Source organism: Chromobacterium fluminis (genome assembly GCF_011602385.1).
Taxonomy (GTDB): Bacteria; Pseudomonadota; Gammaproteobacteria; order Burkholderiales; family Chromobacteriaceae; genus Chromobacterium; species Chromobacterium fluminis.
In genome coordinates this window covers 1-10,935 of sequence record NZ_JAAOMA010000079.1, presented here as the reverse complement: position 1 = coordinate 10,935, position 10,935 = coordinate 1, and the positions used below count along the sequence as shown (strand labels likewise).

11 protein-coding genes, 3 tRNA genes and 1 riboswitch are annotated in these 10,935 nt (G+C 57.5%); of the genes, 7 read left to right on the top strand and 7 right to left on the bottom strand.

Going from position 1 to position 10,935, the window contains the following annotated elements; genetic code table 11:
• Positions 1-1,124: NAD(P)/FAD-dependent oxidoreductase (locus HA052_RS26130; protein WP_166454282.1), on the top strand; the 1,124-nt coding region annotated here is incomplete at its 5' end.
• 56 nt (positions 1,125-1,180) lie between these two features.
• On the opposite strand, the gene HA052_RS26125 is transcribed toward HA052_RS26130, so the two are convergent.
• Positions 1,181-1,432, bottom strand: coding sequence for a hypothetical protein (locus HA052_RS26125; RefSeq protein WP_166454281.1), 252 nt, complete (start codon positions 1,430-1,432; stop codon positions 1,181-1,183).
• Between the two features lie 95 nt (positions 1,433-1,527).
• Between HA052_RS26125 and HA052_RS26120 the strand changes: the two genes are divergently transcribed.
• The 3 genes from HA052_RS26120 (at position 1,528) to HA052_RS26110 (ending at position 4,548) form a co-directional block, all read left to right on the top strand.
• A complete protein-coding gene (locus HA052_RS26120; RefSeq protein WP_166454280.1) occupies positions 1,528-1,920 on the top strand; it encodes a DUF1289 domain-containing protein in 393 nt (130 codons plus the stop codon).
• An 8-nt stretch (positions 1,921-1,928) separates the two neighbouring features.
• Positions 1,929-2,528, top strand: coding sequence for a methyltransferase domain-containing protein (locus HA052_RS26115; protein WP_166454279.1), 600 nt, complete (start codon positions 1,929-1,931; stop codon positions 2,526-2,528).
• Between the two features lie 199 nt (positions 2,529-2,727).
• Positions 2,728-4,548: a methyl-accepting chemotaxis protein gene (locus HA052_RS26110; RefSeq protein ID WP_081546228.1), complete on the top strand. Its 1,821-nt coding sequence runs from the start codon at positions 2,728-2,730 to the stop codon at positions 4,546-4,548.
• A 61-nt stretch (positions 4,549-4,609) separates the two neighbouring features.
• Here HA052_RS26110 and HA052_RS26105 read toward each other — a convergent pair whose 3' ends face one another.
• From HA052_RS26105 to HA052_RS26080, 6 genes are all read right to left on the bottom strand, one after another.
• Positions 4,610-5,179 carry a TMEM165/GDT1 family protein gene (locus HA052_RS26105; RefSeq protein WP_166454278.1) on the bottom strand — a complete coding sequence of 190 codons (570 nt, stop codon included), beginning with the start codon at positions 5,177-5,179 and terminating at the stop codon, positions 4,610-4,612.
• 1 nt (position 5,180) lies between these two features.
• Positions 5,181-5,363, bottom strand: a riboswitch (yybP-ykoY riboswitch).
• 38 nt (positions 5,364-5,401) lie between these two features.
• Entirely contained in the window at positions 5,402-5,857 is a 456-nt protein-coding gene (mscL, locus tag HA052_RS26100; RefSeq protein WP_166454277.1) for a large conductance mechanosensitive channel protein MscL, read from the bottom strand.
• Between the two features lie 73 nt (positions 5,858-5,930).
• On the bottom strand, positions 5,931-6,779 hold the full coding sequence (locus tag HA052_RS26095; protein ID WP_166454276.1) for a DMT family transporter: 849 nt from the start codon (positions 6,777-6,779) through the stop codon (positions 5,931-5,933).
• Between the two features lie 89 nt (positions 6,780-6,868).
• Positions 6,869-6,944, bottom strand: a tRNA-Asn gene (locus tag HA052_RS26090).
• Positions 6,945-6,971: 27 nt separating this feature from the next.
• Positions 6,972-7,047 (bottom strand) — tRNA-Asn (locus HA052_RS26085).
• Positions 7,048-7,081: 34 nt separating this feature from the next.
• Positions 7,082-7,157, bottom strand: a tRNA-Asn gene (locus HA052_RS26080).
• A gap of 195 nt (positions 7,158-7,352) precedes the next feature.
• On the opposite strand from HA052_RS26080, the gene ygfZ reads away from it, so the two are divergent.
• From ygfZ to HA052_RS26065, 3 genes are all read left to right on the top strand, one after another.
• Positions 7,353-8,390: a CAF17-like 4Fe-4S cluster assembly/insertion protein YgfZ gene (gene ygfZ / locus HA052_RS26075; protein WP_166454275.1), complete on the top strand. Its 1,038-nt coding sequence runs from the start codon at positions 7,353-7,355 to the stop codon at positions 8,388-8,390.
• Between the two features lie 102 nt (positions 8,391-8,492).
• Positions 8,493-8,798, top strand: a complete 306-nt coding sequence (locus tag HA052_RS26070; RefSeq protein ID WP_019103433.1) for an H-NS histone family protein — start codon at positions 8,493-8,495, stop codon at positions 8,796-8,798.
• Positions 8,799-8,964: 166 nt separating this feature from the next.
• The gene (locus HA052_RS26065) at positions 8,965-10,671 is read left to right on the top strand and encodes a cyclic-di-GMP receptor FimW-related protein (RefSeq protein WP_081546238.1); all 1,707 of its coding nucleotides are present in this window, start codon (positions 8,965-8,967) and stop codon (positions 10,669-10,671) included.
• Positions 10,672-10,935: the final 264 nt, after the last annotated feature.

Below are 10,935 nucleotides of genomic sequence, written 5' to 3'. Positions count from 1 at the left end.
TTTCCGTCGTGCTGCTGGAGGGCGCGCAGATAGGCTTCGGCGCTTCCGGACGCAACGGCGGACAGGTGATTTCCGGGTTCGCCTGCGGCGTCGACACGCTGCGCGCGCAATTGGGCGACAGCCTGGCCAAGCAGATGTGGAATATGTCGGTGGAGGCGGTGGACATCATCGAGCAGAGGGTGAACCTGCACCGAATCGACTGCGATTGGCGACGCGGCTATGTCAGCGTGGCGGTGAAGCCGCGGCATATGCAGGAATTGGAGGACTGGCAGCGCGAGGCGGCGCAGACCTATGACTACGGCGGCATGCAGCTGTGGGATAAGGCCGAACTCAGAACGCGGCTAGCCAGCGAGCGCTATCAGGGCGGGCTGTACGATCCGCGCTCGGGTCATCTGCATCCTTTGAACTACGCGCTGGGGTTGGCCCGAGCCGCGCGCGAGGCGGGCGTTGCTATTTACGAGCAAAGCCCGGCATTGCGCCTGACCCGGGGCGCGCGGCCGCAGGTGACGACTGAGCAGGGCATGGTCAATTGCACTCAGGTGGTATTGGCCTGTAATTCCTACATTGGCGCGCTGGTGCCGGAACTGGAGCGGCGGATCATGCCGGCCGGCACCTATGTGATCGCCACCGAACCCTTGGGCAAGGAGCGGGCCGAGGCTCTGATCGCCAACGACATGGCGGTGTGCGACACCAATTTCGTGTTGGATTATTATCGCTTGTCCGCCGACCACCGCTTGTTGTTCGGCGGGAAGGTCAGCTATTCCGGACGCGAGCCGGCCAATCTGGCCGCTGGCATGCGCAGCGATATGTTGCGGGTGTTCCCGCAACTGGCGGACGTCAAGGTCGACTACGCTTGGGGCGGATTCTGCGATATCACGGCGAACCGCGCCCCTGATTTTGGACGGCTGGACGGCAATGTCTATTACCTGCAGGGTTTTTCCGGGCACGGGGTCAACATCACCGGTCTGGCCGGCAAGGTGGTGGCGGAGGCGGTGGCCGGCGACGCTTCGCGCTTCGACCTGTTCGCCAAGATTCGTCATAATCACTTTCCAGGCGGCAGATGGCTGCGCACGCCGGCCTTGGTGCTGGGCATGGCTTACTTCCGGATGCGGGATTATTTATGAACCGGCGCTGACGCGTTGCGGATCATGGGCAGCCTTCGCGCTGCCTTTTTTGTTTTTCAGGAGGCGTCCAGATAATCGTAGCCGCCCCAATCCAGAGCGTAGGCGGTATGGTTGTCCGCGATGCGGACGGGTTTGAGCAAGCCGTTTTGCTGCATGTAGACTAGATGCTCGTGAACGTCGTCCGCGCTGTATTCGCCGCCGGATTCGCGAGAGAGCGCTAGAAACAGTTTGTGTTCGTCCAGGTATTGGATGTGCATGGTCTGCAGCAGGCGCAGCGTGCGGAAAATCAAGGTTTCGTTGCGGGTCATGACAGCGGATATTTTATTTTTATGACTATTCATTTATCTGACACTTTAGTTTGGTGCGTCAAGAAATATGACATTATTGTTTCAAGGAACGGGGCATGACGACGGAACGGCCTGATTCGCCTTGCATCGCCGTGTGTTCCACCGCGGTGGGCGACGATATCTGCCGCGGCTGCGCGCGCAGCTTCGATGAAATCTCGAATTGGTGTTTTATGGACGCAGAAGAGCGGGAACGGGTCTGGTTGCAACTGCCGTTGCGCCAGCGAGGGTTGAAGATCGCCGCGGTTTTCGCCTGCCTGCCGGAGCTTCACCAAGTTGAGGATGGCGAGTGGATGAGCGTGCCTTGCCTGTCCCTATGGTTCCGCATGGATGGAAACTGCCTGCTTTGGCGGGAGAGAGAAGGGGCGGTCTGCCAGCGGGATTGCGCCGGCTGGAGCCCGGCGCAAGTTGCCGCCTTCCTGCGAGAGCAGGCGGGGGCCGAGCATAATTAGGGGGAGAGATGGCGCAGGACAGTTCTTTGACCGAGTTTTGGGATGTGCGTTATCGCGATGGCGTGACGCCGTGGGAAGGCGCGCGAACGAGCCCGGAGGCCTTGGCGTTTTTTCAGCGTCAGCCGGTTAGCCGGATCTTGCTTCCAGGCTGCGGCAGCGCCGGAGATTTGCCCTTGTTGCTGGACTGCGGTCATCAGGTGCAGGCCATCGATTTCAGCGAGCAGGCCGTGGCGATCGCGCGCGCGCAATGGCCGCAGGCGGCCGCTCATATCCAGCAGGCGGATTTTTTCGCCGTTGAGCACGAGCCGCCTTTCGACGCGGTGTTTGAGCGTGCCTTTCTCTGCGCGTTGCCGCCTCGTCTGCATGCGCGCTATGCGGAACAAATGGCGCGTTTGTTGCGCCCCGGAGGCGCACTGGCGGGAGTGTTTTTCATCGCGGACACCCAGCGTGGCCCGCCGTTCGGTCTGAGCATGTCTGCCTTGAGCGCTTTGCTGGAACCGGCTTTCGCGCTGGAGAGCTGTCAGCCGCAGGAGGTCGGCGTGCCGGTGTTTGGCGGTCAGGAGTTCTGGATGGTGTGGAGAAGGCAACACGGAAACGAAGATTTGTAATACATTGGCATTGCCTATTTGATGATAATCAATAGTCCGCCAACTATTCCAAAAACAAGGTCGCCATCGCTTAGGATGGCTGATTGAAGTCAATAAACAACAATAATTCTAGATAACAGCAACGAGCGGGCTCAAAGCGCCGGATGGCGCGGGCCTTGCATCAGTCGCTGAACAGGATTGCGGAGCAAGAGGAGAAGTCATGCAGTGGTTCTGGCGCGTGTATACCCTGGTGGAAAAGACTTTCTGGGATACGTTGACCAAGAAATTGTGCAGTTTCTTTTTCATCAGCGTGTTTCAGCTGGGCATGGTGGCTTATGTTTATTATGTGCTGGAGGACATTCGGCGCTCGCTGAAAGGACAAGTCACTTCGCCCCAGGTGTTGGCGGGCATCGAGTCCAGTATAGACGGAGCGCTGTTTTGGACGATGGCGCTGTGGGTGGTCAGCGTTGTCTTCATCGCCTTTATGGTCTGGTATCTGCGCTTTCTAATCGTCAGACCCCTGAAAATGATTATCCGGATTTTCAATGAAATAGGCGCTGGCGAGGGCGACCTATCCAGGGATATCCCCACCATTACCCACGACGAAATCCGCGAGTTGTCGCTGTCGTATAACCGTTTTCTGCTGAAAATGCGCGAAATCATCAGCAATGTGCGGCTGATGACAGTGCGAATCGCGATGGATTCGGCGCGCACCCGAAAGAATGTGGTTGAGTCGCTGGAGGGGGCGCGAAAACAGGATCAGTTGGCGACGCAAGTCCGGGCCGCCAGCGATCAGAGTACTGAAGGCGTGGGCCAGGTCACCGAGCAGACCCAGGCGATTTCATCCACCACGCTGGCCAATCTGGACGTGGCGCGGGAGTCCTACGCCGAGCTCAAGTCCGTGGCGGAGAGCATTTACGGCATTAATCAGAAGGTGGGCCATTTCAACCACACAGTGGATGATTTGAGTCAGCGCTCGTCCAGCATCAAGACCATTGTCGATCTGATCAAGGACGTGTCGGACCAGACCAATCTCTTGGCCTTGAACGCGGCGATCGAAGCGGCGCGGGCCGGCGAGAGCGGACGCGGTTTCGCCGTGGTGGCCGATGAAGTGCGCAAGCTGGCGGAGCGAGTCAAAAAAGCGACGGACGAGATTTCGCATAATATCGACGATATGCTGGGGCTGGTGTCGGAAACCCAGGTGGAAACCGCCCAGATCACCGAGGACACCAAGTCTGCTCGCGAAATCGTCTCCAAGGCGTCGGAGCATTTCAGCAAGATGATGGGCGACTTTGAAACCACGGCGAATAGTCTCAGTCAGATCGCCGCCACCATGTCGGAGTTTGTCGCCTCCAATGGACAGGTCAATCTCCATGTGGCGGAAATTCACGAACTAGGCCATCAGGTGACGGACCGTCTGAACCATACGGAAGACTCGGCCACCAAGCTGTCCGGCGCGGCGGAGCAGGTGCAGCAGTTAGTGGCGCGTTTCATTCTGGGGGAGGGAGAGTTCGACCAGATCATGCAAACGGCCCGCGAGGCGCGGGATGAGTTGCAAACCATCATGGCCGCGCAACTGGCCGCGGGCGCGGCGTTGTTCGACCAGAACTACCTGCCCATCGCCGGCGCCAAGCCGGCCAAGTTCCGCACTCAGTACGACGCCAAGCTGGAAAAACTGATGCAGCCGGTGTACGACCGCGCCGCCAAGTCCGTGCCCGGCGGCGTGTTCTGCCTGGCGGTGGACACCAACGGCTACGCGCCGACCCACAATAGCTGGTATAGCCAGCCTTTGAGCGGAGATGCGGCCAAGGACCTGATCAACAGCCGCGACAAGCGCAAGTTTGCCGATGTTGCCGGTTTGCGGGCCGCGCGCAGCACGCAGTCTTTCTTGCTGCAGACCTATACCCGCGACACCGGAGAAGTGTTGTCGGAAGTGGTGCTGCCCATCATGCTGTCCGGCAAGCATTGGGGGGGCTTCCGTCTGGGATTCAACCCGGAGGAGCTGCTGGAGTCGCTTGGACGCGGAGCCGGCCGGGCCTGATATATTGCCGGGTAGAAGGAAAAACGGAGGCCGCGGCCTCCGTTTTGTGTTGAGCTGTGCTTCAAATTTGCAGCGGGGTCAGTAGAGTGACGATACCTAGGCCAGCAAACAGAAGAGCGGCAATGGTGTGTACCATTTTTTGCGGCAACTTCTTCGCGGCAACCTCGCCCAAGAGCACCGCGGGCACATTGGCCAGCATCATGCCCAGGGTGGTGCCGGCCACCACTAGCAGTAAGGCGTCGGGAAAGCGCGCGGACAGGGCTACGGTGGCCAACTGCGTCTTATCGCCCATTTCCGCGATAAAGAAAGCGATACAGGTGGTGCCGAAAACGCCAAAGCGTTCCATGAGCCGGCTATCTTCATCCAGCTTGTCTGGAATCAGCATCCAGCCCGCCATGGCGAGAAAGGAAAGACCCAGCCCCCAACGCATGAGGTCCGGCCCAATCTTGCTCATCAACCAGTGCCCCACCGCGGCGGCGGCGAAATGATTGAGCAAAGTGGCGACGAAGATGCCGAGAACGATGGGAACCGGCTTGCGGTAGCGGCCGGCCAGCATCAGTGCGAGCAATTGAGTTTTGTCGCCGATTTCAGCCAGGGCGACGATTCCGGTGGAAATGAGAAAGGCTTCCATGAAGACTCCGGGGGCTGCGCATACGCCATGACAAGCCCGCGCCGCAGCCCCGCGTTGCGCAGACATGTCATGGGTCTTGCCAAACGGAAGTTTTCGTCGCATGCACCATGGCCGTGATGGCCAAGCCTGTTGATGCATGCCGGCGCTGAAAGTCGCGCCGAGGCTACTCCCCCAGAACCAGCCGATTCTAAATCAGTTGGCGTAGCGAGGCAATCGGGGTGCCTAGAGTTGGGAGGTGCACTGCGGGCAGCGAGAAGCCTTTTCCGGAATATTGGACGCGCAGAACGGACACTCTTTGGTGGTGGGAGCCGGCGCGGCGGCGGGCTCTTCGCGTTTCAGCCGATTGATGGCCTTGACCAGCATGAAAATAGCGAAAGCTACTATGGTAAAGCTGACCATGGCGTTAATGAATAGGCCGATATTCAGCGTGACGGCGCCGGCTTGCTTGGCCGCTGCCACCGAGACATAGGGGCCAAGCTGTTTGCTGCCTTCTTTTAGTACGAAGAACATATTGGAGAAATCAACGTTGCCGATCAGCAGGCCGATGGGGGGCATGATTACATCGTCGACCAGCGATTTGACGATGGCGCCGAAGGCGCCGCCGATAACCACGCCGACCGCCAGATCGATGACATTGCCTTTCATGGCAAATTCTTTGAATTCTTTGATAATGGACATAGTTAACCTCTGTTTAAATAGCGTTAAGCATTATAAGGTATTCAATTGCCGGCGCTCCACCCCAAGCGCGCGCTCAAGCAAGAGAACGTGGACGAACAGGCAGGCTGCCAAGTAGGGCTCCGCCAAGAATCAGCACGATGGCGGTTATTGCAATGGCGTTCAACTGTCCTTGGCCGGTGCCTATCAGCAGCAGGGTGGACAGCAAGGGCGTGGCATAAGACAAAGAGCCTATCTGTCTGGGGTCTCCCTCCTTCAGCGCGCGGTCCCATAGGAAGAAGGCGCCGCCCATCGGGCCGATGCCAAGCAGGATCAAGGCCAGCCATTGACCGGCGCTGGGGGTGATGTTGGGTTCGAACAAGACGTGGCATAGTAGAGAAAGCAGGCCGGATAGTAGACAGAAGCCGCCGACCGCGCTATTGGGAAAACGGGGCAACCTGCGGGTCAGCAGGCTAAAAGTCGACCACACCACGGCGGCGCCGATGGCCAGCAGATAGCCGACAAGATAGTTACTGGACAAGGCGAGCTTGCCCCCGCTGACAATCAGCGCCGCGCCGCTGAAGCCCAGCGCGCCGGCCAGTATGTGGCGGCCATGCAGCTCGGTGCCCGGCACCAGGATGGGGGAGAGCATGACGATCAGCAGCGGCCACAGGTAATTCAGCAGATTGGCTTCCATCGCCGGCGCGTGCCGAAACGCGAAGAACAGCAGGAAGTGATAGCCGAACAAGCCGTAGATCCCCACCAGCAGGGTGGGCGTCGGGACTTTCCAGTCGCGGTAATGGCGCAGGCTGAGCAGGCTGCCGATCAGCAGACAGACGCCAACGACGAAGAAAGGGGGAAGCGAGCGTGTTTGAGCGCCAAGCGCGGCCAGAGAGGCCCAGAGCAGGATGGCGCCCCCGGCAAAGGCAATCGGTCTGGAAATCATTATTATTCCAATGGGGAGGGTGGGCCGATTGTAAAACGGAAGCGGAAATGGAAAAAGCCACAATTCGGAGATTGTGGCTTTTGAAATTTTGGCTCCCCGAGCAGGGCTCGAACCTGCGACCTGCGGATTAACAGTCCGTCGCTCTACCAACTGAGCTATCAGGGATCATAATGCGGTGATGCGGGCTTGTTTTGGCTCCCCGAGCAGGGCTCGAACCTGCGACCTGCGGATTAACAGTCCGTCGCTCTACCAACTGAGCTATCAGGGAATGGAAAACAAGCAATTCTCAAACTGGGCCGGAGTGGCTCCCCGAGCAGGGCTCGAACCTGCGACCTGCGGATTAACAGTCCGTCGCTCTACCAACTGAGCTATCAGGGATTTGAGTGAGGGCGAACTATAGCTTCAGCCTGTCGGGCTGTCAACACTTGCGCGGCTGAAAATCGCTTGCGTCCGTCGGGCGGCTTGGACGCGGCGTTGACGCCCGCAATTCACCGCTGGCGAAGGGAGGCGGCGACGCGTTAAAATTTCGTTTGTTGACAATGCGGGAATAGCCGCGTTTTTGAGGTGGGTTAAATGAATCTGGACGGGAAGCTCAGGCTGGATGCGCGCGCAGAGCGGGCAAATAAAGATGCGGCGGAAATGGATGTTCATTTGCGGCAGTTGGAGTCATTGCGCGCCGGCGTCGCAATATCGATTTTGGATAAGCATAAAATCATCCAGGTGGCCGGAGAGGACGCAGAGGCCTTTTTACAAGGGCAGATCTCTAGCGATGTGCGTGAGTTGTCGGGCGAAAGCCGCGCTCAGTACAGCAGTTACTCTACGGCCAAAGGACGGATGCTGGCCAGTTTTCTGGTTTGGCGTATCGACGGAGCTTATTACCTGGCGGTATCTGCGGATTTGGCCGATTACGTGGCCAAGCGCTTGAGCATGTTTGTTCTGCGTTCCAAGGTGAAGGTATCGATTGCGGATAATTTGACCTTGATAGGCCTTGCGGGAGAGGGGGCGCTGGATGCGCTGGCGGTTGAATCCTCATTGGCGTCAAGCGCGGGGCCACGAGAAATGGTTCAGGTTGAGCCGGGCCTGTTGATAGGTTTGCCAGGGGCGGGATGGGCGCTGGTGGTGGACGAGGCCGGAGCGGCGCTGGTAGGGGAAAAGCTGACGGACAGCGCGGGTCTAATTTCCTCCAGCGTTTGGGAATGGCGGGATATCGACGCGGGTATCCCTTGGGTCCGTCTGGCAACTCAGGAGCAATTTGTGCCACAGATGGCGAATATGGAGTTGATTGGGGGGGTGAGCTTTAAAAAAGGCTGTTACCCGGGGCAGGAAATCGTCGCCAGATCGCAGTATTTGGGAAAATTGAAGCGTCGCTTGTTCAAAGTTGCATTTAAACAGTCGCTTGGAGTCGGCGCTAAACTCTATAGTCCGTCTGTGGCGGGGCAGTCGATTGGCATGGTGGCGGCGGTTTGCCAAGTGGCTCCAGAACAATATGAAGGCTTGGCTGTCGTTCAATTTCAAGCTTGGGAAGAGGGTATTTATGCGGATGAGGCATACACAATAAGGCTTCAGCAACTGGATCTGCCCTATTCCTTGAATGAGGGGCTTGAGAATTAATTGATAATTTCTGTTTTGTTTCCTTGACTTGAGTAGAAGGGCTTGGCTACATTATCATCTGTAATGCACCACTACTCTTACAATATATTTGGGAACATGCTAATGGAACTGTCGAAATTGGATTTTACCCAGCTGGTGGCTCTGCGCGCCGATGTTGAAGCTGAAATTAAGCGCCGCGAAAGCGAAGAAAAGTCCAAAGCCAAGAAACAAATCATTGAGCTTGCTCGTGCTTACGGCCTGAGCGTGGAAGAAGTGTTGGGCAAAACCGGCGGCGTGCGCAAGCCGGTGGAAGCCAAGTACCGTCACCCGGTTAGCCCGGAGCTGACTTGGACCGGTCGCGGTCGCAAGCCGGTGTGGGTGCAAGAGTGGATCTCCAGCGGCAAAGCGCTGGAAGCACTGGCTATCTAAGCAAACTGCAGGTTTGCAATGAATTTCGAAAGCGCCTGTCATGGGCGCTTTTTCTTTGTCTGACGGCCAGCGGTCCGGCTTGAGGCTTGCTATAAATGGATGTAGCGTTCAAGCTGTTTCGTGTAGTTATTGAAATGTGCTGACATTGTCTTGAGAGTGGGCGGCTATGCTGGATTTTTTTTCAAGAGGGGCTAAAGGTCGCTCCGACCCATTGGCCAGTGCGGAAGCGGCCAGGGAGTTTGTGGCGGCTTTGAAGAAGGAACACGGTGCGGCCGCGCATGAGCGCGTGGTGGCATTGCTGTCGCCATTGGAGTTGGATTGGCACAATATTTCAGTGGATCGCGTTGAAGCGCTACTGGCTCTCAACCAAGAGACACAATCGCTACATGAAAACCTCTGCGCGCAATACTTGCTGAATACGCGTATGCCCAAAGCGCTGGAAGCGCAGCTGAGAAGCCAGATACTGGCGTATGGCAAATGCTTCATCGATAGCTATCAGCATGTACTGACTGTCGACGCCGATTCGGTTGAGGGGGCCAAAGTTCTGACTCTATTGCCTATCGTGCTGTCGCGGATGATGTTCTATCTTGGCGAACATGCGCGCTGGCACTGGATCCGGAGCTTTAACCCGGAGGGGGCTTTTTGGTTGGGGGTAAACCAACTGTATTGGTTCGCCGAGCATCATGGTTGCGATTCCGTGCCGGTATTTTTATTCGGCGACGGCCAGCCGGCAACCACGGTTCAGGATCAATTCCTCATCTTGCATATGCTCGCCGTGTTGACCGGGGGCAATCTCAGCGTCAGGCAACTGCATTTCGCCTATCAACTGCTGCAGGTGCTGAGCAACCGTATGTCTTTAACGCGAACATGTGCGGAATATTCGAGTTTTGTGGTCTCTCTAAAAGGACCTCATCCCGCAGCGAGGGCGACAAGTGGCTTGGTGGACGAGGCCGCTCGCTACTGGGGTACGACGGATCTGGTCGAGATCTTGCACGGCTGGAGCATCGTGCTGGATGCCGGCAGAGTGCCGCCCGAAATCAAAAGGATGATGGAGCCCGGCATCGACGCCAATACCCTGCGTGCTTTGATGCGTGAGTGGTCTCCCCAGCAAATGCGTTTCGAGAGGGCTGAACGGGTGCCGGTCTCCGGGCAGAGCATAGAAGTGGCGTATCGCCTACCTGTGTTGCACCGTTTGATTCGGGTAGTAGACGAGGCCAAGCAAACGGGTGCGCTGGAAGATGGCAACTTCGATGACGCGGCCAATATACGTATTTATGGCTTCGTGACTACCAGGAAGCGGGACAAGGGAGCGCCCATGCCAGGGCTTGCCTCGGGGGGGGACGTCGTTTCTCAGCCGACCAAAGAGGAGTTCTCGCGTTGGGAGGTGGATAATGTCAGCCAAACTGGGCTTGGCGTCACCCTTGGTGCGATGGGGAATGAATGGGTGGGTTTGGGCGCGCTGATCGGTTTCCGTGAGAAGTCTGTGGATGGTTGGAGCCTGGGCGTAGTGCGTCGGGTGAAGCGGAACTCGGCGGATCAGATCTATCTGGGCGTTGAAACCCTGAGCCGAAGGCCCGTGGCGGCTTCATTGCGGCCAACCGATGTGAGATTGATCGATCCGACGCTGCCGCCTGAGCAGGTTTGGCTGGCAGGGCATATCGCCTTGTTCGTTCCTTGTCAGCGTTCAGGCAAGGTGGTTAATGCTTTGCTGTTGCCACTCTCCTTATATGTATTGGGCAAAGAGTTCTACATGACGGCCAAGGGCAAGCATTTTCAGCTCTCCCTAGGTAAGGTAATGGATAAGGGCAGCGATTGGTGTCTGAGCGAGGTGGAGTTGGTTCAGGCTTTGGAAAGGCTGCCGATTATGCCGTGACTGCTAGTCATTTGGATCGAATCAAGCGCGGGTCGAAGCCAATCTTCGGCCCGTTTTTCATGGTTCGGCGGGGCGTGGGGCGGGTATTGGTGAATACCCTTTCCGAATATTGCTTGCCGCATCAATGGTTTGCCCTATGAGGCCCGCTTTTGTTGAGGTTTTTGTCGCAAAAGGTGTTGACGGGTTAGGGGTCGTGACGTATAGTTCGCCTCCTCAGCAGACAACGCAGCGGCGGAAACGAAACGCAGCGATCTGCACCGCTCT